Raw genomic sequence first — 25,796 nt, 5'->3', positions numbered from 1 at the left:
TAATTTTAAGGAGATAAAATATGGCTTATAAACAATTAAATATCAATACTATAATAGATTATTTAAAAACTATAGATGAATTAAAGAATATATTTTCCAGCTTTGATGATTTAGAAATAAAAGAAATTGGAGATGGTAATTTAAACTATGTTTATAGTATAACAAATAAAAAAAACGATAAAGAAACTGTAATATTAAAGCAATCCGTACCTTTTTTAAGATGTGTTGGTGAAAGCTATCCTTTAGAAAAAGACAGAATGAAAATAGAAATTAAAGCACTCAAAGAACAGTATAAATTATGTCCTAATTTAGTTCCTAAAGTGCATTATTTTTCAGAAGATATGTGTGTTGTTATAATGCAGAATTTAAATAAACATAAAGTTCTTAGAGGAGAAATAATAAACGGTATAAAATTTCCAAAAGCAGCCGAACATTTAACAGATTTTCTTTCAAAGACTTTATTTTATACTTCAGACTATTATTTGGACACTAAAACAAAAAAAAATCTTGTTGCTGAATATATGAATTCTGAATTATGCAGTCTAACTGAAGATTTTGTTTTTACACACCCATTTGAGGAAAATGAAACTAATATTTATCATGAAAAATTAAATTTAGATGAAGTAAAAAAATTCCAAAGAGATTCAAAATTAAAAATAGCAGCTGCCGAAATGAAATATGCCTTTATGACTAAAGCTGAAGCCCTATTACATGGAGACTTTCATTTGGGAAGTTTTATGGGTAATGAAGAAGAAACTTATGTGATAGATCCCGAATTTGCATTTTACGGCCCTATTGGTTTTGATATAGGAAAAGCTATGGCTAATTTCTTTATAGCATATATATCACAAGAGCATCATCAAAAAAGATTAGGAACAAATTCAAAAGAATTTAGAAAATGGCTTTTTGATACTGCCAAATATATGCTCACAGGAACTTTAGATAAATTTGAAATACTATGGAAGAAACATTTAGAAGAAACTAAACCATTATATTGGAATTATCCAGATGGACAAAAACATTCTAAAGAGTATATAAAAACTGTATTAAACAGAATATTTAAAGACTCTGTAGGCTTTGCCGGATGTGTATTTATAAGAAGAACTTTGGGACTTGCAAAAAATAAAGATATTTCAGGTATTGAAGATTTAATTGAAAGAGAAAGACTAGATTGGATATGCTTAAATATAGGCAGAGAATTCTTAATAAATAAGGATAATATAGATAATATAGAAAAAGTTACTGATATAGTAAATAAATATTCTAATGTAGATAAAATTTAATAATTATAAAAATGGGCTATAAAATTAATTATAGCCCATAATTCTTTATAAAAATTATTTATTATTGTTATGCTAGTATACGCCCACAATAGCTAGTAAGTAAACCCACAACTCACCTTGATACTTTTATTATAGTATTTCAAAATTATTATTTTTTATTATTGTTGTTAATGTTAGTAACAAAAATTATATATTAATTTACTAACTTTTTAAATTGATAAACGAGCAGCTGGTAACTGACAAATGAAGTTGTAAGCTATTTTTAAGCGAGTTTATCACTAGCAATAATAATAAATTATTATTTACTTTTCTACTTCTTTTTTGTACTTAATCAAACCTTCTTTTAGAATTCTCATAGCCTTTTTCAAATCTTTTGAATCGAGTACATAACACATTCTAATTTCATTCTTACCCAATCCTTCTGTAGCATAAAAACCTTCTGCTGGAGCAAACATAACAGTTTCATTATCAATATTAAAATCTTTTAAAAGCCAAATAGCAAAATCTTCAGCATCTTTAACAGGAAGCTGAGCAAGAACATAGAAAGCCCCTTCAGGTTCTCTCATAAATACACCGTCCATCTTTGTAAGCTCTTCAAAAAGAATTTTTCTTCTGTTATCATATTCTTTTCTTGAAGCTTCAAAATAATCCGGAGGTAAATCATATAAAGCAGATGCCCCTATCATTTCGAGTGTAGGTACGGATAATCTAGCCTGACATTCTTTAAAAATAGCCTCCATAAACTCTTTATTCTTACTTATTACACATCCTATTCTAGCTCCGCATGCAGAAAATCTCTTTGAAATAGAGTCTATTATAACAACATTATCAGCTATATCTTTATAAGTACCGAAACTTATAGCCTTTCTATCACCATAAACGAATTCTCTATATACTTCATCGCTTATAATAAAAAAATCATGTTTTTTTGCCAAATATGCTATATCATCTAATTCCCTTTTTGTAGAGACAACCCCTGTTGGATTGGAAGGGTTTGAAAACAAGTAACCTTTAGTCTTTTTAGTAATGCTTTTTTCTATTATTTCACGGCTAGGCAAATGGAATCCATCTTCAGCACGAGTTCTTACAATGTTTCTTTTAACATTAAGTATATCATAAAAACTATTATAATTAGCATAGTAAGGCTCTGCTACTAACATTTCATCGCCTTCATCAAATATAGCAATCAAACTAAGCAGTATTGCCTCACTTCCTCCATTAGTTATTATTATTTCATCTTCTTCATAATCTATACCCAATCTTTTATAATATGCTTGAATTTTTCTAATGAGCTCTTTTGTTCCTCTTGAATGTTCATATTTAACAGTTTTCATATCACAGCTATTTGCAATGGCATCAAAATATACTCTAGGTGTTTCTATATCAGGCTGACCTATATTAAGGTGATGTATTTTTATTCCTCTTTTAGCAGCTTCTTCAGCATAAATATTTAATCTTCTTATAGGCGAAGCTTTAAGCTGCTGTACTCTTTTAGATAGATACATGATTAACTCCAATTTGTTATGTATATTGTATATAATAAATAAAATTTTAATAATATAAAAAACTATTTACTGACAATAAGTAAAATTTTAATATATGCTATATAAAAAATAAAGGAGCTATAAGATAAATTACAGCCCCTTTTTATTCTCTTAATCTTTATAAGACTATTATTTATCTATTTCCCTATATTTAATCAAGGCCTCTCTAAGTATATGCATTGATTTCTTTAAATCCGCAGAATCTAAAGCATAGGAAATTCTCACTTCATTTTTTCCTAATCCTTCAGTGGCGTAGAAGCCTTCCGCGGGTGCGAACATAACAGTTTCATTATTTATATTAAAATCTTTTAAAAGCCATATAATGAAATCTTCGGCATTTTTTACAGGAAGTTTGGCAAGAACATAGAAAGCGCCTTCAGGTTCTTTAGCAACCACTCCTTCCATAGTAGCAAGTTCTTCAAATATAATTTTTCTTCTATAATCATATTCTTTTAAAGCTTCATCAAAATAGTTATCAGGTAAATCATATAAAGCAGCAGCACCAACCATATCCAAAGTAGGAAGTGATAATCTAGCCTGACATTCTCTAAATACAGCTGTCATTAATTTTTTATTTTTACTTATAAGACAGCCTACTCTAGCTCCGCATGCAGAGAACCTTTTTGATATTGAGTCAATTATAATAACATGGTCTTCTATATCTTTATAAGTACCAAAACTTATTGCTTTTCTATCACCATAAACAAATTCTCTATAAACTTCATCGCTTATAATAAACAAATCATATTTTTTAGCAATATAAGCTATATCATCTAATTCTCTTTTAGTATAAACAACACCTGTAGGGTTAGATGGGTTTGCAAGCATAAATGCTTTAGTTTTAGGAGTAATATGTTTTTCTATCTCTTCACGGCTAGGAAGATGGAAACCGTCTTCAGCATAAGTTCTAACAGCATTATATTTAATATTGTAAAGATCATAGAAACTTTTATAATTAGCGTACAAAGGTTCAGATACTAATATTTCATCTTCTTCATCAAATATAGCAAGCATAGCAAAAGATATAGCTTCAGAACCTCCGCTAGTAATTACAATATCTTCTTCTTCATAATGAATACCTAATTTATCATAATATGCTTGAATTTTATTTATAAGAGGTTTAATTCCTCTTGAATGTTCATATTTAAGTGTTTTTTCATGAAATTTAGAAATTGCTTCAAAAAATATTTTCGGTGTCTCAATATCAGGCTGACCAACATTAAGATGATATATTTTTATACCTCTTTTAACAGCATCTTCAGCATAAGGATTTAATTTTCTAACAGGCGAAACTTTTAATCTCTGTATTCTTTTAGATATATCCATAATGATTCTCCATTAATTATTCTAAACAGTAATTTTTAACTAATTAAATATATATGAAACAATAAAAATTGTCAACATGTTTTAATTAATTATTATTAAATTAAATAAAAAATCATAATATAACATTATCTATAAATAAAAATATTAACATTAAATATATAAAATATATTATAAAGTGAAAATTAGTGCTATAATTATTTTCACAAAACTATAAACTATTTTTTATCATTAACTAATAAAATATTATAATATATTGATAAAAGATGTTTTTTGATATAGAATTACTAACAAAATAAAAAATGAATTTTAAATATGCATATTAGAAAAATTATAACATTAATAATAGCAACTATCTTATTATATATTCCGCTATATCCTTTCGGCGGCAAGCCTATTACAATGGAAAAGGTAAGACCTTATTATACAACTGATGATACTATAAAAGTAGATGTATTTATATATACAAATTTAGGAGACAATACAAATTACAATTATTTATGTTTTGCAGTTGCTGATGCTGTAGCCAATCAAATAGAATATAATAAAACATTAAGACTTCAGTCTGAAACGAATTTTGTAATTAATCCTGTAGATTTTGAAAAAGCATATAACTATAAAGTATTCCAATTTACTAATATAACTTATACAAGCAAAACAGAAGGAACTAATATAACTATTGTGACTAATTATGAAACTACAACATATACTAATTGGGGAGATGTAAGAAGTAATGTACAGTTAATTACACCAGAAACACAGGGCTTTTTCTTAGAAACTAATGAAATGATATTTGATTACAATGGAAGCAATGTAATACTAAAAGGCACCAATGATTTTATTCAAAAAGTAGATATAGGAAGAACTTATTATGAATATTCCGGAGATGATATAAAAAAATATATATTTACAAGAGAGTCTGATATAGCGATATTTGGAACTGTAAAATATGACAGACCTAATATAAGTATAGTAACATATATAGCCTATATAAAGGATAGAAAAATAACCTCATATTCTATAACAATACCAGAAGCAAAAATTGATGAGCAAATACCGAACTATGCTTTAGAAATTGCCAATAGAATAAGTTATTTTGATAAAACAGGAGTTATAGCAATAGATGTAACTCCAAATGATGCATTTGTTTATGTAGATGATGTATTTATAGGAAAAAGCGGACAAACTTTATATGTTCCGGCATTAACAACAAATAATCATAGATTTACGATAAAAAAAGAAAACTATGAAACAATAGATACTATGCTTGCATTTGAAAAAACTAATGAAAATATACTCCTTAATTTTAAATTGAAAGAATTAACTGAAAGTGCAAGAGTTCAAATTAATATACCTGGAGAAGAAGAAAGTACGGTAATAATTAATGGTGTAAAAGAAACTCCTACAAATGTAATAAATAGGTATTTTGGCTTTGGTACATATTCTATAAAAATAACAAATACAAATTATATAGACTATTATGGTACATTTACAGTAGACAGTACAAACTCTTTAGTTCTAACACCTAATATGAAAAAATTTCAAGAGCCTACTTTAGCTGATAAAATATTTAAAAATTATGAAAGAAATACTAAAATATTTTTAGGATTAACCATAGCAAGTGCTATATTTACAGTTGGAACTTACATATATGCAGGAGAAGTATTAGATTCTACTATGGTTAATTATTATAATCAATATAAAAATGACCCTAACAGGCCTCCTATAAATTTAAATAATTATAATACTGCTATGAATATATATATAGCTGGAATGGTATTAACAGGTGCTTTTGCATTAACTGCTGGTGTATATTATATGCTTTGGATAAATGAGAACAATTTTGCTGTTGAAGAACTTTCATTTAATGCCGGTTATAGCGGTGTAAATCTTATGTATTCATGGCGGTGGTAGCTGCAATATTATATGTAATAATAATTAATAAAATTCTCAATTATATTTGACAAAACAGTATTATTTACTATACTACTAATAATAATATAATTTTAGGAGTTATAATATGCTTAATATAATTTTTATAGGAGCTCCCGGAGTTGGAAAGGGAACTCAATCTGCTTTAATAGAAAAAGATTATTCTATATCTCATATTGCAACAGGAGATATGCTTAGAGAAAATATTGCAAATGGTACAGAACTTGGAAAGACAGCTAAATCTTATATGGATAAGGGAGAATTGGTACCTGATAGCTTAGTTATTGATATGCTAAAAGATAGAATAAAAAAAGATGACTGTAAAAACGGATTTATGCTTGATGGTTTCCCTAGAACTATAGAACAAGCTAAAGAATTAACAAACATATTGGATAGTCTAAATTATAAAATAAGTGCTGTAATAGATATATTTGCTTCAGAAGAAATAATAATAGATAGATTATTAAAAAGAGGCCGTGCTGATGATAATGAAGAAACTATTAAAAATAGATTAAAAGTATTTGAAAATCAAAGTAAGCCTGTATTAGATTATTATAGTGATAAAGCAAAAATAATAAAAATAGAGAGTGTTGGTACTCCTGAAGAAGTATACGCTAAAATAAAAAAAGAATTAGATGTATTATAATTTATAATTATTATATTTTTTTATGGGGCTATGATTATAAATCATAGCCTTTTTTATATGCAAATTATTTTTATGATATATATTCCGAAAATATAAAAAAAATATTATCAAAATTATTATTTACAGGTTTGTATATGTCTGAAGAAATAGATATAAATAGTAACAATGAAGTTGAAAATACAGAAGCAGCCCCTAGAAAAGCTGTTAAGAAAAAAATGATAATAAAATCTAAAAGTAAAGAAAATATTAAAGATTTAGATTTATCATCTTATGGAGCAAGAAGACAGGCTAGAATATATGCTGTTATGTCTTTATATTCTTATGAAATTAATGATAGAAAAGAAACTGTAAATGAAATTCTTAGTTTCGATTATGATAAAAAAATACCTGAAAATATATTCGCATTCACTAGAAATTTGGTAGAAGGTACTATAAATAATTTAGAAAGAATAGATAACTTAATAGAAAAATATTCTAATAATTGGGATATAAAAAGAATACAGTATGTAGACAAATCAATTATTAGAATGTCAATATACTCGCTAATATTTTTGAAAGACATACCTAAATCTGTAGTAATAGATGAAGCAGTAGAAATTTCTAAAATTTTTAGTGATAAAGATTCTTATAAATTTGTAAATGGGATTTTAGATGGTATACAAGAAAAAGACATACAATAAAAGATTGGCTAAATATAAAAACATACAGATGATAGTTTTTATATTATCTATAGGAGCCTTAGGTTTAATAGCTATATTATCATTAAATGTAGCAATAATACAAGGTAAAGTAAAATTAAATTCTCAAATTGTAGACGATTATACCTTGGCTAAAGAGTATTATAATAATAAAGATTATAATAAAGCTAAATCAATATTGAAAAAAGAAATAAGAAATACCATAGACCCCAAAAAAGAATATGAAGCTAATATACTTCTAGGAAAAATATACAATGAAACAAAAGATTATGATAATGCAATAAAAATATTTAATACTATGACAAATTCATTGTATTTAGATGAGCAGTTAAAACATAATTTAGGAATATCCTATCTAAAAAAAGAAATGTATGATGAAGCTTTAGTATCATTAGAAAATTCATTATCAATAAACAGTAATTATATACCTAGCCTTCTCACATTAGGAAGATTCTATATGGAAAGAGATTTGCCTCGATTGGCTAAAGGCTATTATGAAAGAGTTTTAACTTTAGAAGAAAATGATGAGGCTTTATTTTATGTAGGATTAATAGCACTTAATGAAGGTTTTCAAAGTGTTGCTTATGATACTTTAACTAAATTAGTTAGAAGAAGCAAGGGAGAATATGCTGATAAAGCTGCTACAATATTAGGCGACATATATGTAATATCAGGAGATACAGATAGTGCTATAGAGATGTATTTGAAAAGTTTAGTTAATTCAGATACGAAACCTGACTCTATAAAAAGACTTGTAAAAATATATGAGCAGGTTGAAGATTATGACGGTATAAAAAAAGTATATGAGCAAATATTAGAGCAAAATCCTAATGATGTTGATACAATACTTGCATTAGGAGAATTGTATGAAAAAGAAAATGCATATGACAGATCTGTAAAATATTATTTAAGATTGGTAAAAATGAAAGATTATACCAATACTTATGGTGCTACAGGTTTGCTTGCTAATGCATACTATAAAGGAAGCATGCTTAAAGAAGCAGAAGCAAATTATAAAAAAATTATAATGGCTAATAATAAAGATGATTTATATAAAACAGCATTGGAAAGACTTGGAGATATAACATATAGACAAAAAGATTTTATGGCATCTTTAAGATACTATCAGGAAATATATAAGATAGAAACCAATAATGCAATATTTATGCCTAGACTTGGAGAATTAGAACTATACTATGGAAATTCAGATAAAGGTATAAAATTATTAAAAGAATCTATTGCTGCAGATGTAGGAAATGCCTTCCCTAGCAGAACATTAGCTGTTTACTATGAAAGCATAGGTAATAATAATGAAGCGTTAAATTATTATAATTACACACTTTCTAAATATCCTAAAGATAGAGAAAGTATATATAGAGCCGGAATGCTTTATTATAAAACAAAAAATTATGAAAAAGCAAAAGAATCTCTACTTATAGCTGCTAATGATGATAATAATACTATCTTAGTAAGAGAGAATGCTTGGATAACATTAGCAACAATGATGGAAGAAATACGTTCTTATAATGATGCTTCTGCTTACTACAGACAATTAGTGGAAATGTCACCTAGTGTTGAAAACTATATGCTTTATGGAGCATTCTCTTATAGAAGACTTCAATATAATGAAGCTATATATGCTTATAATGAGGCTTTGAATTTGGCTACATCAAAAAGACAACTATTTGACATCAATTTAGTTTTAGGTAAATGTTATTATAGAATGAATGAACTTGATAATGCTGAAGAAAGTTATAGAAATGCTTTAAGTTACGATGGAGGAGATTCACAGGCTAAAGATGGTTTAAGACAGGTACTTACAAAGAAAGAGCTTATGTATAATAATTAATATTAAGAATATAAACAAAAAAGCAGGATATTAAAAATATTCTGCTTTTTTTTATTATTGTTATACTAGCCCACCTGTACTTGGTTCGCTAAAGGCTTAACTTAATTTATTAAGTTACACACCTGTCGCTTTTTGTATTTTATTTATTTTATATTCTATAACATTTTTATTATCGCTAGTGATAAACTTAATAAAAAATAGCTGATAACTTTAGTTGTAATATATATTTCAAAGATTTATTACTATATCAATAATAAAATATATCAACTTTTCCCGTGGCAAAAGTTGCAAAAGCACATATATAATATATTTAAATGTAATAAATTGTATATAATTAAATTTCAAAAAGTTATATATAAACTACTTGCTTTAATATTTTATTATAAGAATATTGGTTATGTTATTAAATTTTAAAACAGATTTTTTATCATATAAATAAAAAGTTTATAGCTAGCAATAATAAAAAAGCCGTACTAATTATCAGTACGGCAACAATGAACCGGTGACGGGTTTCGAACCCGCGAGTGCAGGAATGAAAATCCTGTGTGTTAAACCTCTTCACCACACCGGCATATATTAAAGAACTTTTGATTGATGTGAGCCAAGAAGGGTTCGAACCTTCGACAACCGCCTTAAAAGGGCGATGCTCTACCGACTGAGCTATTGGCCCGTTTGTTTTCACATTCATTCAAATGTTTGTATATAATACAATATTATTAATTTTTTGTCAAGCCCAAATTTAATTTTTTTTCATAACTAATTATTAAATATATTCCATGGATTATATGATGGCAAATCTGCTTCAACATATATTTCTTCATCTTTTGTAGGATGTGGAAATTTAAGACTTTTGGCAAATAAAGCTAAAGGAACATCATTTCTGTCATATTTTATATAACTTCCGTATTTCCTATCCCCATATATAACATGTCCTATATTAGAAAGCTGTACTCTTATTTGATGGAATCTGCCTGTTTCTAATTCTATCTTTAATAAACTAAGATTTTTTATTACATCTTCTTTTATAACATTATATTTTAATTTGGCTATTTTTGCATTCTTTGTATTTTCAAAAACAACCTGAGCTATATTACCCAATTTGTTAGTTTTCTTAATAAGATAGTTTTCAAGTTTACCCTCTTTTTCTAAAAGTATACCATTAACAACGGCATAATAAGTTTTTTCAAATTTTCTATCTCTTATAGCCTCGCTTAATCTTGAAGCAGCCTTCGAAGTCTTAGCAAATACTATAACTCCTGATACAGGTCTATCTAATCTATGTACAAGCCCTAAAAATACATTGCCTTTCTTATTGTACTTTATTTTTATATAATCTTTAATATTCTCAAAAAAAGAAATATCCCCTGTTATATCGCCCTGTGTAGGTATATTAGGCGGCTTTACAGCTACTATTATATGATTATCTTCATAAAGAGGATTAATATAATTACTCATTTCTTTTTCTATATCCATATTATTTTACCATTGTTATTTTAATTCATAAGAAGTTATATATTTTATAATAGTGCTTAATTAGATTTATTGTGATTAAAAAAGGGGGATGTGCCTAGTCAGGGAATCGAACCCTAGACACAAGGATTTTCAGTCCTTTGCTCTACCAACTGAGCTAACTAGGCAAGTGAAAATATTATAGCACACAAAGAAAAAATGTCAAGCATTTATATACAAATTATTACAAAAATATTTTTTTGGTTTATAAATTATATATTTTGACAAATAGCATTATTAAATATATAATACATAGCACATTTTCGTTATTTCTGATTTATAAATGCAGTCAGAATACTATACAATCTTTATATGCAGGTAATATATGACAAAGAAAAAAGACAGAATAATAACATTTTCATTAATAGTTGTAATTATAATACTAATAAATGCAATAGCTAATCAATTTACTCCTATGATAGATTTAACTAAGGATAAAGTTTATTCTTTGAGTAAAGAAAGCAAGAATTTAGTTAAAAATTTAAAAGAACCTATGAGTGTAAAATTTTTCGTTACACCAAATTTACCTCCCCCATTTTCTACTTACGAAAAATACATAAAAGATTTATTTGAAGGATATAAAGCAGCTGGCGGAAAGAATATTAGCTTTGAAGTGATAGATGCATCAAAACATGGGGATTTAGCTAGCCAGTACAGAATAAATCCTACTCAAATAAGCGTATTAGAAAAGGATCAAACTCAAACTAAAGTAGCATATATGGGACTTTCTTTCATATATGGTGATTCTATAGAAACAATACCATTTGTACAATCAACTGAAGGTTTAGAATATAATATAGACACTATAATAAGAAAGATGATGGATAAAAATGACAGACTTGCAAGATTAGAGAATAATTTGAATGTTTATTATGTATCATCAAAAGAAATATATGATCTTCTTCCTATAGGAGCAATGGAGCTTATACCTGATTCTATTATGCAGGCTGTTGCTGATGCTAATAAGGATTTAATGAATAAAGTAAGATTTATAAATGTAGATATGTCTAACCCTACTGCTGAAAATGAAGAATTATTAAAAAAGCTTAATGTAAAAAAAATTGAATGGGATGATATAAAAGACCCTAATGGAAATATAGTCGCAAATAAAGGAAGTGCTTATTTTTCATTAGTTTTAGAAAATGGAGATGATATAAGACAGCTTTCAACATCATATATATTGTATGGGGCTTTTGACGAAATAAAAAATGAAATATCAAAAAATATAGATAGTATGCTTGGACTTAAAGCAACTATAGGATATGTTCAGGGACATGAAGAAGCTAATTATATAACTATACCTCCTCAATTCGGAGGAAATCCTAATGATGCTTATGACAGCGTAAGCGAATATGTAACAGAAATACAAGGCAATTATAATTTTGAAGCTGTTGATATTTCATTAAATGATATACCTTCAAGTATAGATGCTCTAATAATAGCAGGAAGTAAAACAGCATTCAGCGACTATGAATTATATAAATTGGATCAGTTTATTATGAGCGGAAAGCCTGTATTATTTATGCTTAATGGTGTAGAGATAAATCAAAATGATCCTAATGCTCAGATGTACGGTCCTAAACTTATACCTGTTACAAATAGACTTAATGAAATACTTCCAAATTATGGTTTTACTGTAGCCACAAATATGATATTTGATGATAATGCATATAAGGCTCAATTACAGCAGGGTATGCCGGAACAGAAAATGTATTATATACCTTTAATAGCCTCTGAAAATATTAATGCTAAAAATGATATAACTAAAAGCATTAATCTTTTACTTACTCCTATATCATCAGAAATTATAACTAATACAAATAATACTGATATAAAAGTAACACCTTTAATTTATACAAGTGATAAAAGCTGGGTTGAAACAGAAAACTTTGCTTCTTCTATGACAGGAATGCCTCAGGATTCAAACAGATTATCAAAAAGACTTTTAGCTGCTTCATTTGAAGGAAAAATGAATAGTGCATTTGCAGGAAAAGATATACCTTCATCAACAAATGCTCAGAACAATATTAATAATGATATAAACAGAATTAATTCTACTACAAGCGGAAGAGTGATAGTTCTTGGTTCTTATGAAATGGCTAAAAACAGTGCCTATACTGCAAATAAAATTTTCTTAATGAATTTAGTTGATTATATGGCAGGCGACAGCGGACTAATGAGTATAAGAAGAAAAGGAGCTGTATTTAATCCTCCTTATCAAGTGCCTGAAACTGTTAAGCTTTTTGTAAGAGTAATAAATATAGTTATGCTTCCTGTTGCTGTTATAGTATTCGGACTTATGTTATGGAGTTCCGACAAGAAAAGAAGACAGAATATCTTTGAGAAGTTTAACAGAAAGGCAGAATAATTTTAAGTTACTTATAAAAATCTAATATTAGTATAGAATAATAAAAATATGGCTAAGAAAAATAATACTATATTCGTATGTGATAATTGCGGAGAAAGCACTATTAATTGGATGGGCAAATGTCCTTCATGCGGTTCTTGGAATAGTTTGAAACCTTTCACAGAACCTTCTCAGGATACTAATAAATCCATAAGAGAAAGAACTTCAACCTCAGCCAGTGATAAAGCTTCATTAACTCCGCTAAAAAAAATAAAAACTAATGATAGAACTAGAATATCAACTAATATAGATGAACTTAACAGAGTATTAGGCGGCGGAATAGTTCAGGGAAGCGTTATATTAATAGGCGGAGAACCCGGAATCGGTAAGTCTACCCTACTTTTACAAACTGCATCTAATATTGCTAAAAATGAAAAAGTTTATTATTTCACAGGTGAAGAATCTCTTGAACAAATAAAATTAAGAGCGGACAGACTCACATTAGAAGACTCCGACTTCTTAATATCTTCAGAATCGAACTGCGATAATATAATAAATACTTTATTAGATGATACTCCATCGCTTGCTATAATAGACTCTATACAAACTATATACAGTCCGTCTACAAACAGTATAGCAGGATCACCGGCACAAATAAAGAACTGTGCTTGGGCTTTGATGCAAACTGCTAAATTAAAAAACATAACAATATTTTTAGTAGGCCATATAACCAAAGAAGGTACTATAGCAGGTCCTAAAATATTAGAGCATATTGTAGACTGCGTATTATATTTTGAAGGTGATGATAAAGGAATATACAGAATATTAAGAGCTGTTAAAAATCGTTATGGTGCCGTTGATGAAGTTGGTATATTTGAGATGGCGGAAAGAGGATTAATGGAAGTTAAAGATCCTTCTAGAGTATTTACAAGAGGTGTTAATGAGTCAGTATTCGCTGGAAATGTTATAACTCCTGTAATAGAGGGAAGCAGGGTATTTTGTGTTGAGCAGGAAGCATTAGTTGGAAGCAGTGCATTCGGATATCCTAGAAGGCTTACTATAGGTTATGATCAATATAGACTTCTTATTATAATAGCTATACTAGAAAAAAGAGCACATTTAAATCTTTCAAATCAAGATGTATACATAAACGTAGCTAATGGTCTTAATGTTAAAGAAACTGCAAGCGATTTAGCAATAGCTATGGCAATAGCTTCAAGTATGTCAGGAATATCAATTCAGAGAACTACTGCTTATATTGGAGAATTAGGGCTTTCTGGAGAAGTAAGACCAGTTAGATTCATAGAAAGAAGAATAAAAGAGATGCAGAAATTCTCTCTTAAAGAAGTGTACATATCTAAAAGGGCCGTAAAAGAAATTAAAAATCCGGGAGATATAAAAATCATAGGCATAGATCATATTTCAGAAGCTGTAAAAAGGCTAGGGATTGGAAATTAATGAAGTTACATTATAAATTTAAAAAATGCTTGGGCGGATGCTTTATTTCCTAATTAAACTACAAAATTATTTAAATTAGAATTTCAATAAAAATCAATAAAGAATAAAGGGCAGGGAATGTAAATATATTTTTAAATCTAATTTTGAAATCCCACCCTCTACGCTTTTTAATTTCAATTACATACAAAAGCTTTTATTAATTTTTTACTTAATTTATAAAAGCATGCCCACCCAAATTTTTATTATATTTTTTGTTTATTTAACCGCACGGTAAGTAAATCTATATTTATAATTTAAATTGCAATTTTATATTATACTATATTATAAATTTTATTCACCGTGCGGAAATAATAGCAATAATTCTTTATAAAACTTGGGCGGGCATCTATAAAAACAAATTCAAATTAAAAAAAATATAAAATAAAAATATCATATATTATTAAAAAACTTATAGGGCGGGATTACAAATAAATTTCATTTTATAAAAAATAAAAGGATTACTATAATTAAATAGTAACCCTCAAAAAACCATATAATATATAAATTAGTGCACAACAACTACACGTACGCTGTTTTCCTGCCATCTACCCTGCCATTTGCTTCCGCTGACAAGTATAGCTTTATCACCATGATTGGCTAAATTATGCTTTATTAATGTATCTTCAAGTATATCAATCTGACCTCCATGACTTATACCTGCACTGAAGTTCAAATCTTCAGGCATGAGTATAGTATACACATTATGACATATAGCTAATCTGTTACATAAATCAGTATCAGCAGACATAAAAACAATAGGAGTTTTAGGTCTTTTCTTAGATAAGTTTTTAACGGTATAACCTGATCTTGAAAGGGCAATTATCACTTTATTATCCAAACAATATGATAAGTAAGAAGCACTGTCAGTAAGAGCATCATTGACACCTCTGTCTAAATAAGACATATTGTCATGTGAATACCTTATAGCAGATCTTTCAGCTGCCTCTACTATTGAAACCATAGCTTTAACAGACTCTATAGGATAATCACCTGAAGCAGTTTCAGCAGACATCATAACAACATCTGTACCGTCTAAAACCGCATTAGCAACATCGCTGGCCTCAGCTCTTGAAGGCACAGGACTCTTAGTCATACTCTCTAACATCTGAGTAGCTATGATAGTAATCTTTCCTATATCATTTGCCATTCTAAGTATCTTTTTCTGCCAAACAGGTACTTCTCCAAATGGTATCTCAACGCCTAAATCTCCTCTAGCTACCATTACACCATCAGAATGCTTTATAATTTCCTCTAAATTCTCAAGCGATTCTGTATTTTCTATCTTTGAAACAATACCTACATCTTGAAGATTATTATCATCTAATATCTTTCTAAGTCTTATAACATCTTCAGCTTTTCTTACAAAGCTCATTCCTAAATAATTAACACCATTCTTAGCAGCAAATAAAGCATCACTTACATCTTTCTCTGTTAGAACCTCTGTTGTAACATGTGCTCCAGGAAGATTAATTCCTTTACTGCTTAATATGGTACCTCCTGTTATAACCTTACATACAACAAGTTTTGAAGCCTCATCACTGGATTCAACTATAAGCTGTATAGTACCATCTGCTATCAAAAGCATAGAACCTGATTTTACATCATGAGCTATATTAGAATGTGTTGTTGGTATAATACTATCATCATTAGTTTCTTTATATCCACTGAGTTTTACTATATCTCCTTCTTTTACAGTAATAGGCTCTTTTAATTTACCTATTCTTATTTTAGGACCTTGTAAATCTGCTAATATTGCAACTGGTTTTTTAAGTTCACTTGAAACTTTTCTTATTATATTAATTCTTTCTAAATGTTCATCATAAGTTCCAAAAGAAAAATTTAACCTGCATACATCTGCTCCATTTTCTATAATCTTTCTTACCATATCTTCACTAGACCATCTTGGGCCTAAAGTTGCTATTATTTTTGTTTTTCTCATTATAAAATATCCTTTCAATTCATTCAAAATTAAATTAAATATATTTTAGTATATATTTAAATATAAAAAAATAATTTAATAATTAAAAATAATTTTTATTTTATAAAAAAAATAAATATATAAAATTTTTACTTTAAAAATATATAATATGATATATAATATTAATATGAGTAAAACATTAAAAAAATTCATTACTATACTAATAATAATTTCTGTTACATTATTACTTTCTTCATGTAGTCAAAGAACTAAAACTATAACTCTAACAGATATAGCTATAGATGTGCCTGAAGATTTTCAAGTTGGATTTTTAGATGGAACAGTAGCTATAGATAACTCTGTAGAATTTAATGAATCTTATGGAGTAGAAAGAAATACTGGTATATATACTATAGTATATACAAAATATAAACTAGCATACAGTGGTAGTATAAATTTAGAGAATGCTAAAAATAGGATAATAAATGGTTTAAGAAATCATCCTTCTATAAAAGAATTCCAAGTATTATCTGAAGAAATACCTGAAAATATACCTAATTCATATAAAATTTTAAGCAGCTTCTATTACGGACCTAATGAAACTTATCATAAATCTTTCACTATGCTTCATAATAACGGAATACTGCAAATAATGTGTATGTATAATGCTAATAGTAAAAAAGATGATAAAGAAATAGAAAATATTATTAAATCTGTAAGAATTTTAGATAATACTAATAATTAAATATATTGCTTTACTATATTAGAAAGTTCTGTAACTTTATCTATAGGCAGGGTTTCACCTCTTATATTGCCGTCAATATTTGCTTTACTTAATATTTCATCAATATGCTCTTTATTTATATTCAAATATGGTGAACTAATAAAATTGTTACGTATAGTCTTTCTTCTATTATGAAATAAAGTTTTTGAAACAGATTTAAATACCTCTACAATATCAATATCAACTTCTTTAGGTGTAATACTTATGATAGATGAGGTAACCTTTGGAATAGGATAAAAAACATCTTTTGAAACATTGTATTCTAATTTAATATCTGACATAAAATTAGCAAATAAAGTTAAAGAAGAATAATTCTCAGTATTTTCTTTAGCTATGAGTCTTTGAGCAAAATCACTTTGAACCATAAATACAGCATAATTCCATTTATTATAAGATTCATGTAAAAGCCATTCCATTATAGGACTTGCTATATTATATGGTATGTTTCCATATACATCATATTTATTTTCTGAATTAGATATATCAAATGTTAATATATCTTTATGTATTATGTTAACATTATTAAATTTTTCTATTAAATGATTATATAAAGCATTATCATATTCTACTATTGTAAGATTATCTTTATATATATTATACAGCATATTACTTAAAGCTCCAAGTCCTCCGCCTATCTCTAAGGCATATTTGCCTCTTGATAAATTATTTGGAACTATATTTGCAATATTGTACGCTATATTTCTATCGCATAGAAAATTCTGTCCTCTGTTTTTATTTGGAAATATGGACTTACTTTTTAAATATTCTGTAACTTCTCTTTTTGAATATAAATTATCTAACATCTCTAGGAATTCTAGCCATTTGGAATATAACATATAGTATAAGGAATGCAAATACCACAACGGCTATGAGAACGCTTATTGTAATATGCGATGCCATTAACATCAGCATTCCAAGATAATCTATTAAAACTTTATAAACGATAACAAATAATAATGTACCTAAAACACCTGTAATTCTATTGTAAAAATGGAACTTATCAGTAGATGCTGCTAATCTGAATCTAAATGAATAATATGCTATTATCATAAATAATAATAAATAAGCTATAGGTTCTATATTTTTTACTAAAAGCTCGAAATTAATATCCTTATTAGAATATCCAAATTTTTGAATTTCTTTTCTTAAAGTAAATAATTCCAATAAATTTACATATCTTAAATTCAAAGAAGTATAATTTTTAATAATATCTAATGTACTATATGATATATTAATAGGAATAACCTTACTAATAGCATCATTATATATATATTCATTTTTATTAGTATCAAAATACGCTTTTAATATAATATTTTTAGTATTATTAGTAGAATTGAAAGAATCAGCTATCTTTCCAAATAAGAAATTCTCGCATCTTACAATTTTCAATTCATCATCTAATTCCATAAGTGAAACATCAAATATATACAAACTATTTTTAAACATTGCACTTGTAGATGAAGATAAGAAAACATTCTTACTTAACATTATATTTATACCATTATGACTAAAAACAGAAGAATATTTAAGCAAATCCGGATTATTAATATATGCTTCTCTAACCTCTTGTGCTTCTTTAATAAAGAAATCATATCTAGTTATAGCATCTCTTATAATAGAATAATAATTATTTATTTCAGCTATATTAGGATAATTCAGATAAAGCTTAGAAATATTATCATAAGCCTTCCATAAATATCCGCTTTCATACAGATTGATAGTTTCTGATAATCTTGAATATATAGATGCCTCCTGAGGAGTAGCATTACCATAATATAGAGGCTTTTTATTCATAGCTATACTAATTCTATTCATATAGTAAAGTGCCATGGGATTATTCTTATCCAATTCCAACACCTGATTAAAATAATTATTGGCAGCATTATAATTAGACAGGCTAAACTCTCTTGTACCAAGACTCATTAAATTATTTATGTTATTAAATTTTTCCTCATGAATCTTAGATTCTCTAATCATTTTTTCTTTTTGTATAGATTTGATAAGTAAAAGAGTATTTCCGTCATTTTTATCGTAAAATAATGCTTCTTCAGCCAAAGTAGATGCTGCATCTAAGTTACCAGCCATCAATTCTTCTTTTGCTGCTTCATAAGCTCTATTTTTCAATGTTAATTCATATTCATAATATATTTTTGCATCTCTAATACTATTATGCTCTTTAAGCTTAGATATAAAGAAATTAGTAAAAGAATAATCATATATAGCATAAAAACAAACAAGTAATACTATAAGCCCTATAGGATAAGCTATAACCTTTGATATACTTTCCTGATATAAATATTTAGCTTTAAAAAATGATAAATAAACTGATAATGCTATTACATAAGGTATATAACTTTTAAAAAATATTAAACTGTATAGTATATATGTTGTAAGAGAATAATCCTCTCCTTCCCCTCTACTATACAAAATATATACAAAAAGTATAATAAATAAACTTAAAATACTAAGCAATAGGAAACTTAATATAATACTCTTAGTGATGCTACTTTCTTTTCTCATGAGTCTATATTTTCTTCAATAACTTCTATTTCCTCTTCTATAACTTCCATAGGTTTTAATTTAGGTTTTTCTTCATAAATATCCTGCATAACCTTTTGGGCTAAAATTTTAGGAGGCAGCACTGTAAAATTATTGAGAACTATATCAAAATATTTTAAAGCTTCCTCATACTTCTTTTGATAATAATAACAAAAACCTATTTCATAGTAAGCCCAAGCCACATCTTTAGCATAATTTTCTCTATCAAAATTATCTATTATGTACTGATAATAGGCTATAGCAGTTTTATAGTTTTTATTACCAAATTCAGTATACCCTTTTTCAGCTATTATTTTAGGATACTGCTCTTCCTCTACAGAAACTTTAACAGCTGAAGCACATGAAATCAATAAAAAAACAACCGCAACTAAAAAAATAAAACTTTTTTCACTAAAAATCCATTATTTCTTTATAGTATATACTTCATCACGTACAGGCAAACTCTTACGCAAAGTCTTAAGGAAACTTCTTAAATCACCCATTTCCTTATAGTCATCGCATTTTTCTACAGTTCTTCTAGCAACTGTAAAATACTTGTACATTTTTTCTTCGCCAAGTTTCTTGCGCCATTGCTCTTGTGCACATTTTACCCTTAGCAAATATTGATTACCGTCTATACCGCTAGCTTTTCTGAATAAAACGCAATATCTGCAATTGGCACAATATATGCCTGTTTCTGACAATTGTTCATTTTGTTCTTCGCTCATAAATACTTACCATAAATTATATTTTTTATACTGCAAGTATAACAAACTTTAAAATTAAAGTCAAGATTTTAATGTATGAATAGTTTTAGTATAAAATAGTGTTAATTTAATAATAATAACATTTAAATTTTATTTTTCTATATAAAATTTACAAAAAACATATAATTATTTTTTATTATTGCTAATTAAAAATATTACGAGAATAGTAAGAGTATGAGAAAAATAGTATTAATAATAATAACAATATGTATTGCATATATTTATGCATATTCTCAGGATGCAAATTTTCAGAATATATACGAAAAAATGAAAGAAAAATATTCTGCAATGTATCCAAGAAAATTTGAAGCCTATATAGACGGAAAAATAGTACAAAGACAAATAGATACTATTCCTGCAAAAAGTTATACAAAAACTAAAGAAGATATAAAATTAAGATTCACTTTTGAAAAAGGATATAAGCCTACCTTAATACTTGAAAATGTGGACACTTTTTATAGAAATATGTTTTCTGTATTTGAAGGAGCTTTAGAAACTGTTGGATTTTATGTTTTAGTTGGAAATAACAACACTTATAGTTCTCTATCAAAAAAAATCACTTTTGAAAATATAGAAGATAAAAAAGATGAATACAAAATCACTTTGAGAGCAAAAGGAGAAAATGAAAATTATAGTGTAACTTACACAGTAAATAAAGAAACCTACATAATAGAAAGAGCAGAATATTATAATAAAAAATCTAAAATATATGATGTTAATATTTCATACGAAGAAGTAGATGATTATACTTTACCTAAAATAATAAAATATAAAAGTTCTGACGGAAAAGTGAATTCTGAAATAGAATTTGTTGATATAAAAACTTACAAATAATAAAATAAAATGGAAGATAAATTATGAAAAAAATATTATCAATTATAATCTCTTTAACATTAACTATACCTCTTTACTCTATTGATGTGCAAAGTTTATTTAATCTTTCAAACAATGGAGAAATTGTTTATTATAAAAGTGACAATATAAACAATGCTGAATATAGTCAGGCTGAAAAATTAAAATCAGATTTACAAGACAAAGGATATAAAGTATATTCTATAGTTATTGCTGATGTTCTTCCTAAAGAAGGTAATGAATTTATAGCTTTAGTATCTTCTACTCAGGGAGATAAAATATACATATACAATAAAGACAATGAAGAATTTTCTTATAAAACAGACAAATTAGGAAAAAATGCCGCTATTGATTTAGAAAATTTTTATGATAAAAAAAATGAAATAGGAATAATAAAGTACTACATCATAAATGATGACGGTACTGATAGAGATATATACATGTATATGTTTAGAATAGATGGTGCTAGTGTAAAATTTATTGCCGATGTAGTTTTTTATAAAGAAATTAATTCTATGAAAACTTCTGTTATCACTCAAATGGATAATATATTTGAAGATATTGACGGAGACGGAATATATGAAATGCTGGTTGAATCAAGAGAAACTATTGGCGGAGGAAATGACAGAGTTGAATATCAAATTTACAAATTAAGCAAAAGCAAAGGTAAATATGAATGCATTATGTCATCATGGCTAGAAGAAACTCCTGTGGATTTATCAGGATATTTTAGAAAGAGAATACAAAAATAATTAATATATAAAATAGTTATAAAAAATTAAAGCCTTAGTAATATCATTAATAAAATTACTAAGGCTTTTTTATATTTTTATAATAATATCAATTATCTTTATTAGCAGAATTTTTAAATATAGATATGGCATAAAGAATTGCCGCTAATATTATTATAGCCAAAGTAATAGCCCTATTCAAATTAACTTCTTCTTTATATACAAAAATTGCAAGTAAAGTAGCAAAAAATGGAAGTAAAAATTGAAGAAATCCAAGAGTAGAAACTTGAAGCCCTTTAGCTGCTTTGGCATATAAATACAATGGTATTCCTGTAGCAACTCCTGCAAACATCAATGACACCCAAGTATGAATAGGCTGAGGAGTTTTAGGAAAATATATTGCACTTAAAATTATTGATGGAATTAATATAGCAGTAGTTTCTAAAAATAAACTCTCCCAGCTTGAATATATTGTAAGTTTTTTGAATAAGCCATATATTGAAAAAGTAAGACCTATAAAAAATGCCATTATAGGAGGTCTGCCTAATGTGATAGTTTGATAAATCATTCCTATAAACATTAAAATAATTGCTGCATATTCCAATGGAGTTTTCTTCTCTCTAAAAACTATAATACCTACTAAGATACTTAAAATAGGTGCTATGTAATAAGCGAGTCCTGCCTCAAGAACATGTCCTGAATTAACGGTGTAAATATACAAATACCAATTAAGTCCTAAAAAAATACCTGCAATTATTATAGCTATTAAAGGCTTAATTCCTTTATAAAGATTAGCCTTTTTATATATAATAATTATTAAAGTAAATATAAAAGTAGTTATAACCCTTAAACCCAAAACAAAAGCCGAATCAAAATTCTGAACTGATTTCCAATAAAGAGGAAGAAGCCCCCATATTATATATGCTGTCGAAGCTAGTAAAATAGATTTATTGTTATTATTATTATTTGACATCAATATATCCCACATATTTTTTGACGGTAATAATAAAATTTAATAAAAATATTTTCAATATATTAAATTCAAATATTTATAAAAAATTCAATCTTATACTTTATGAAACTTCTTTATATGAGATTAAAGAGTTTATACCTAAATAACTATATTTTGTAAAAAATAAATTTTTTAAATTTAAAATATTTGGAGAGCTTTGCCCACCGCTCTGTGGGCTTCGCCAAAGTTTTTATCCTTTGGATACGCTACGCGAAAAATGCAATTGCTAGAACTTTATATTTTAAGAATATCTATCAAATATGGTGTAATACCCTAATTTTAGGTTAAAAATGCAGTTGTTTTGGTTCTTTTATACCAATAAAAGAACTGGGGTTACCCTTCGGGTACGCTTCGCGGGGGCAAAGCTCCATATATTAAAAAGAAACTATAGTTTTATTTTTGACAAAATATAGTTGTTTAGATATATACTGAAAATTTTTAAGTTCTTTAATAACAAATATTACTTACTATTTTTTAATAATGAAATTGTCTTAAACATTAGAATGATAATCACCGTAAATAAAGGTATTACCATGCCAAAATTAGCTTTTGCTTTGAACAAAAATATACCGCATACAATAATAACCAAAATGAAAAAAATTGTTACTAGACTAGATGCAGATTTTAAAAAATTTGGTCTTACGCTTTTTAAACCTTCTTTATATGTTTGATTATAAGGATTTATTTTCAAAGCTTTTTTATATGCTTCTTTAGCTTCTTTATATTGATTAGTGTTTTTTAATGAATTACCTAAATAATACCAATATTCTGACTCATCTGGATGTGATTCTGTTAATTTCAAAAAAATATTTATTGCATTATTATATTCTTCATTATCATAATACAACTTTGATAAAGATTTTAAATTATCCGTATCATTATGATTTAAACTATCATATTTAACAAACATTTCTATTGCTTTTTTATGATTGTTAATAGCACTATATGATTTTCCTAATAAAGTTAAAATCTCCAAATTGTCTTCATCTTTTTCTAATACTTTAGATAAAACAGAAGCAGACTTTTTATAGTTTTCTGATTTATAGTAAGATTTTCCTAATATTGATAAGTACTTTATATTATCATCTTCTATTTTTAAATTATCTATTTTTAATGAATTATTTATAACTTTCTCATATTTTCCTATATTATAATATGAATCAGCAAGCCAATAATAACTATCTATAATATCGCTGCTTAAATCTATATTTTTTAATAAAAAATTTATTGATGCATTATAATTTTTATTTTGATTGTATGTAGAACCAATCCAATGAAGATTATAAATATTCTCATTATCTAATTCATAAGCCAGTAAGAAAAAACATATTGATTTATTATACTCTCCAATCCTGTTATATGCTTTTCCCAACAAATAATAATAATCATAATTTTTTTCATCTAAATCTAAATTTTTACAAAGCTCTTCTATAGCTCTATCATTCAATTCCAGTATTCTATTTTTTAGTCTTATAGCTTTAATATTTGGTAATTTTTCTTCTTTGTGATTTTCTTTTAATAATTTTAATATATTAAATAATATTTCTATAGATTTATCATAATCTTTATTTCTATAAAATGCATTAGCTAATATATATGAATTACAAAAATTATCTTTATTTAAATCAATAGCTTTTGACGCTGCATCTATAGCTTCTTTATATTGATTTATTAATATATAAATATTTGCAAGCAAGTAATAATTAAAATCATCATTAGGAAACAAATCTAAATTTTTTGATAATGTTTCTATTGCTGCATCATACTGCTTATTTTTCATATATAGTATAGAAAGATATTGATATCCGAAACATTTATTATACGATGTTTTTTCTGTATGCTCTAAATATTTTAATATAGATTTTATAGATTCATCGTATTCGCTCTTAGCATCATAAATATAAGCTAATAAAAGCAAATTATTATAATCATCATTTTGTAATTCTATAGATTTTAAAACTAAACTTAAAGCATTATCATATTGATTAATACAATAATAAAGTATTCCAAGCCTTTGAAAATATTTATAATTATTAACATCTAATCTTATAGCATTTAATAAATAATCTTCTGCTTCTTTATAATTTTCATTTAATATATACAATCCGCCAAGCTTATATAAATACTTATGATTATTAGGATCTAATTTTATACATTCTGATATAGCATATATGGCATCCTTATATTGACCTCCATTTAAATATAAAGAACTTAAATGCTCCCAATATTCTGTATTATTAGGATCAGTCCAAAGTATTCTAAGATATGCTTCTATAGCTTTTTCATATTCGCCTTTATTAGCATATTCATCTGATGTTCTTTTCCAATCTTCAAAAGTTTTTTCATCTGGTTTTGGAGGAGTTATTAATATTTGTCCTGATTCAAGGATTTGAGCATTATTTATAAATACTTTTGGAGAATCTGAATTTTCTTCTTCTTTTTCATCGTTATTACTATTATATAATTCTTCCATTTTTTCCTTTTTATATGTATAAAACTTATATCAAAACTAAATTAATAAATATTTATGGCATATGTATTATGATTATACTAAACAATTATATTT

The 25,796-nt window shown here is 26.6% G+C and carries 20 protein-coding genes and 3 tRNA genes; 10 read left to right on the top strand and 13 right to left on the bottom strand.

Annotated features, from left to right (window positions below; translation table 11 throughout):
* Positions 1 to 20 precede the first annotated feature (20 nt).
* Entirely contained in the window at positions 21 to 1,283 is a 1,263-nt protein-coding gene (gene mtnK / locus BINT_RS04535; protein ID WP_014487374.1) for an S-methyl-5-thioribose kinase, read from the top strand.
* A gap of 302 nt (positions 1,284 to 1,585) precedes the next feature.
* On the opposite strand, the gene BINT_RS04530 is transcribed toward mtnK, so the two are convergent.
* Together BINT_RS04530 and BINT_RS04525 are read right to left on the bottom strand one after the other, a co-directional pair.
* Positions 1,586 to 2,788 (bottom strand): pyridoxal phosphate-dependent aminotransferase, encoded by a 1,203-nt coding sequence (locus BINT_RS04530; RefSeq protein ID WP_014487373.1) that lies wholly within the window; start codon positions 2,786 to 2,788, stop codon positions 1,586 to 1,588.
* 168 nt (positions 2,789 to 2,956) lie between these two features.
* Positions 2,957 to 4,153 carry a pyridoxal phosphate-dependent aminotransferase gene (locus BINT_RS04525; protein ID WP_014487372.1) on the bottom strand — a complete coding sequence of 399 codons (1,197 nt, stop codon included), beginning with the start codon at positions 4,151 to 4,153 and terminating at the stop codon, positions 2,957 to 2,959.
* A gap of 312 nt (positions 4,154 to 4,465) precedes the next feature.
* Here BINT_RS04525 and BINT_RS04520 point away from each other — a divergent pair, with 312 nt between their 5' ends.
* The 4 genes from BINT_RS04520 to BINT_RS04505 all read left to right on the top strand — a co-directional run bounded on the left by BINT_RS04520 (position 4,466) and on the right by BINT_RS04505 (position 9,275).
* The gene (locus tag BINT_RS04520; protein ID WP_014487371.1) at positions 4,466 to 6,064 is read left to right on the top strand and encodes a PEGA domain-containing protein; all 1,599 of its coding nucleotides are present in this window, start codon (positions 4,466 to 4,468) and stop codon (positions 6,062 to 6,064) included.
* 106 nt (positions 6,065 to 6,170) lie between these two features.
* Positions 6,171 to 6,728, top strand: coding sequence for an adenylate kinase (locus BINT_RS04515; protein WP_014487370.1), 558 nt, complete (start codon positions 6,171 to 6,173; stop codon positions 6,726 to 6,728).
* A gap of 134 nt (positions 6,729 to 6,862) precedes the next feature.
* Entirely contained in the window at positions 6,863 to 7,408 is a 546-nt protein-coding gene (gene nusB, locus BINT_RS04510; RefSeq protein ID WP_014487369.1) for a transcription antitermination factor NusB, read from the top strand.
* Complete coding sequence (locus BINT_RS04505) at positions 7,380 to 9,275, top strand: tetratricopeptide repeat protein (protein ID WP_014487368.1); 1,896 nt, start codon at positions 7,380 to 7,382, stop codon at positions 9,273 to 9,275. The genes nusB and BINT_RS04505 overlap by 29 nt, the downstream gene beginning before the upstream one ends.
* Positions 9,276 to 9,772: 497 nt before the next feature.
* On the opposite strand, the gene BINT_RS04500 is transcribed toward BINT_RS04505, so the two are convergent.
* The 4 genes from BINT_RS04500 to BINT_RS04485 form a co-directional block, all read right to left on the bottom strand.
* Positions 9,773 to 9,846: transfer RNA gene (locus BINT_RS04500), tRNA-Glu, on the bottom strand.
* 26 nt (positions 9,847 to 9,872) lie between these two features.
* Positions 9,873 to 9,945, bottom strand: a tRNA-Lys gene (locus tag BINT_RS04495).
* 86 nt (positions 9,946 to 10,031) lie between these two features.
* Complete coding sequence (locus BINT_RS04490) at positions 10,032 to 10,748, bottom strand: RluA family pseudouridine synthase (RefSeq protein ID WP_014487367.1); 717 nt, start codon at positions 10,746 to 10,748, stop codon at positions 10,032 to 10,034.
* A 91-nt stretch (positions 10,749 to 10,839) separates the two neighbouring features.
* A tRNA-Phe gene (locus tag BINT_RS04485) sits at positions 10,840 to 10,912 on the bottom strand.
* A 197-nt stretch (positions 10,913 to 11,109) separates the two neighbouring features.
* On the opposite strand from BINT_RS04485, the gene BINT_RS04480 reads away from it, so the two are divergent.
* Positions 11,110 to 13,152 carry a GldG family protein gene (locus BINT_RS04480; RefSeq protein WP_014487366.1) on the top strand — a complete coding sequence of 681 codons (2,043 nt, stop codon included), beginning with the start codon at positions 11,110 to 11,112 and terminating at the stop codon, positions 13,150 to 13,152.
* A gap of 48 nt (positions 13,153 to 13,200) precedes the next feature.
* Positions 13,201 to 14,589 carry a DNA repair protein RadA gene (radA, locus tag BINT_RS04475; protein WP_014487365.1) on the top strand — a complete coding sequence of 463 codons (1,389 nt, stop codon included), beginning with the start codon at positions 13,201 to 13,203 and terminating at the stop codon, positions 14,587 to 14,589.
* A gap of 544 nt (positions 14,590 to 15,133) precedes the next feature.
* On the opposite strand, the gene pyk is transcribed toward radA, so the two are convergent.
* The gene (gene pyk / locus BINT_RS04470; protein ID WP_014487364.1) at positions 15,134 to 16,567 is read right to left on the bottom strand and encodes a pyruvate kinase; all 1,434 of its coding nucleotides are present in this window, start codon (positions 16,565 to 16,567) and stop codon (positions 15,134 to 15,136) included.
* A gap of 166 nt (positions 16,568 to 16,733) precedes the next feature.
* Between pyk and BINT_RS04465 the strand changes: the two genes are divergently transcribed.
* Positions 16,734 to 17,291, top strand: a complete 558-nt coding sequence (locus tag BINT_RS04465) for a hypothetical protein (protein WP_234944359.1) — start codon at positions 16,734 to 16,736, stop codon at positions 17,289 to 17,291.
* On the opposite strand, the gene rsmA is transcribed toward BINT_RS04465, so the two are convergent.
* The 4 genes from rsmA to BINT_RS04445 are packed head-to-tail and all read right to left on the bottom strand — an operon-like array spanning position 17,288 to position 20,596.
* Positions 17,288 to 18,133: a 16S rRNA (adenine(1518)-N(6)/adenine(1519)-N(6))-dimethyltransferase RsmA gene (gene rsmA, locus BINT_RS04460; RefSeq protein WP_014487362.1), complete on the bottom strand. Its 846-nt coding sequence runs from the start codon at positions 18,131 to 18,133 to the stop codon at positions 17,288 to 17,290. The genes BINT_RS04465 and rsmA overlap by 4 nt on opposite strands.
* On the bottom strand, positions 18,123 to 19,850 hold the full coding sequence (locus BINT_RS04455) for a hypothetical protein (RefSeq protein ID WP_041177254.1): 1,728 nt from the start codon (positions 19,848 to 19,850) through the stop codon (positions 18,123 to 18,125). Before BINT_RS04455 ends, rsmA begins: the two co-directional genes overlap by 11 nt.
* Positions 19,847 to 20,239: a tetratricopeptide repeat protein gene (locus tag BINT_RS04450; protein ID WP_014487360.1), complete on the bottom strand. Its 393-nt coding sequence runs from the start codon at positions 20,237 to 20,239 to the stop codon at positions 19,847 to 19,849. Before BINT_RS04450 ends, BINT_RS04455 begins: the two co-directional genes overlap by 4 nt.
* Before the next feature lie 51 nt (positions 20,240 to 20,290).
* A complete protein-coding gene (locus tag BINT_RS04445; protein ID WP_012669563.1) occupies positions 20,291 to 20,596 on the bottom strand; it encodes a hypothetical protein in 306 nt (101 codons plus the stop codon).
* A gap of 213 nt (positions 20,597 to 20,809) precedes the next feature.
* Here BINT_RS04445 and BINT_RS04440 point away from each other — a divergent pair, with 213 nt between their 5' ends.
* Entirely contained in the window at positions 20,810 to 21,469 is a 660-nt protein-coding gene (locus BINT_RS04440; RefSeq protein ID WP_014487359.1) for a hypothetical protein, read from the top strand.
* A 23-nt stretch (positions 21,470 to 21,492) separates the two neighbouring features.
* On the top strand, positions 21,493 to 22,239 hold the full coding sequence (locus BINT_RS04435) for a hypothetical protein (RefSeq protein WP_014487358.1): 747 nt from the start codon (positions 21,493 to 21,495) through the stop codon (positions 22,237 to 22,239).
* Positions 22,240 to 22,327: 88 nt separating this feature from the next.
* On the opposite strand, the gene rarD is transcribed toward BINT_RS04435, so the two are convergent.
* The gene (rarD, locus tag BINT_RS04430) at positions 22,328 to 23,191 is read right to left on the bottom strand and encodes an EamA family transporter RarD (RefSeq protein ID WP_041177252.1); all 864 of its coding nucleotides are present in this window, start codon (positions 23,189 to 23,191) and stop codon (positions 22,328 to 22,330) included.
* 499 nt (positions 23,192 to 23,690) lie between these two features.
* Positions 23,691 to 25,703 (bottom strand): tetratricopeptide repeat protein, encoded by a 2,013-nt coding sequence (locus BINT_RS04425; RefSeq protein ID WP_014487355.1) that lies wholly within the window; start codon positions 25,701 to 25,703, stop codon positions 23,691 to 23,693.
* Between the last annotated feature and the right edge of the window lie 93 nt (positions 25,704 to 25,796).

It is taken from the genome of Brachyspira intermedia PWS/A (assembly GCF_000223215.1).
Classification (GTDB): domain Bacteria; phylum Spirochaetota; class Brachyspiria; order Brachyspirales; family Brachyspiraceae; genus Brachyspira; species Brachyspira intermedia.
Note: the sequence above shows the minus strand (reverse complement) of the source record. Positions and strands in the feature narration are given on the sequence as shown.

Coding starts and splice junctions, on each gene's coding strand:
- mtnK (WP_014487374.1), top strand. CDS start 21: ATGGCTTATAAACAATTAAATATCAATACTATAATAGATTATTTAAAA.
- BINT_RS04530 (WP_014487373.1), bottom strand. CDS start 2,788: ATGTATCTATCTAAAAGAGTACAGCAGCTTAAAGCTTCGCCTATAAGA.
- BINT_RS04525 (WP_014487372.1), bottom strand. CDS start 4,153: ATGGATATATCTAAAAGAATACAGAGATTAAAAGTTTCGCCTGTTAGA.
- BINT_RS04520 (WP_014487371.1), top strand. CDS start 4,466: ATGCATATTAGAAAAATTATAACATTAATAATAGCAACTATCTTATTA.
- BINT_RS04515 (WP_014487370.1), top strand. CDS start 6,171: ATGCTTAATATAATTTTTATAGGAGCTCCCGGAGTTGGAAAGGGAACT.
- nusB (WP_014487369.1), top strand. CDS start 6,863: ATGTCTGAAGAAATAGATATAAATAGTAACAATGAAGTTGAAAATACA.
- BINT_RS04505 (WP_014487368.1), top strand. CDS start 7,380: ATGGTATACAAGAAAAAGACATACAATAAAAGATTGGCTAAATATAAA.
- BINT_RS04490 (WP_014487367.1), bottom strand. CDS start 10,748: ATGGATATAGAAAAAGAAATGAGTAATTATATTAATCCTCTTTATGAA.
- BINT_RS04480 (WP_014487366.1), top strand. CDS start 11,110: ATGACAAAGAAAAAAGACAGAATAATAACATTTTCATTAATAGTTGTA.
- radA (WP_014487365.1), top strand. CDS start 13,201: ATGGCTAAGAAAAATAATACTATATTCGTATGTGATAATTGCGGAGAA.
- pyk (WP_014487364.1), bottom strand. CDS start 16,567: ATGAGAAAAACAAAAATAATAGCAACTTTAGGCCCAAGATGGTCTAGT.
- BINT_RS04465 (WP_234944359.1), top strand. CDS start 16,734: ATGAGTAAAACATTAAAAAAATTCATTACTATACTAATAATAATTTCT.
- rsmA (WP_014487362.1), bottom strand. CDS start 18,133: ATGTTAGATAATTTATATTCAAAAAGAGAAGTTACAGAATATTTAAAA.
- BINT_RS04455 (WP_041177254.1), bottom strand. CDS start 19,850: ATGAGAAAAGAAAGTAGCATCACTAAGAGTATTATATTAAGTTTCCTA.
- BINT_RS04445 (WP_012669563.1), bottom strand. CDS start 20,596: ATGAGCGAAGAACAAAATGAACAATTGTCAGAAACAGGCATATATTGT.
- BINT_RS04440 (WP_014487359.1), top strand. CDS start 20,810: ATGAGAAAAATAGTATTAATAATAATAACAATATGTATTGCATATATT.
- BINT_RS04435 (WP_014487358.1), top strand. CDS start 21,493: ATGAAAAAAATATTATCAATTATAATCTCTTTAACATTAACTATACCT.
- rarD (WP_041177252.1), bottom strand. CDS start 23,191: ATGTCAAATAATAATAATAACAATAAATCTATTTTACTAGCTTCGACA.
- BINT_RS04425 (WP_014487355.1), bottom strand. CDS start 25,703: ATGGAAGAATTATATAATAGTAATAACGATGAAAAAGAAGAAGAAAAT.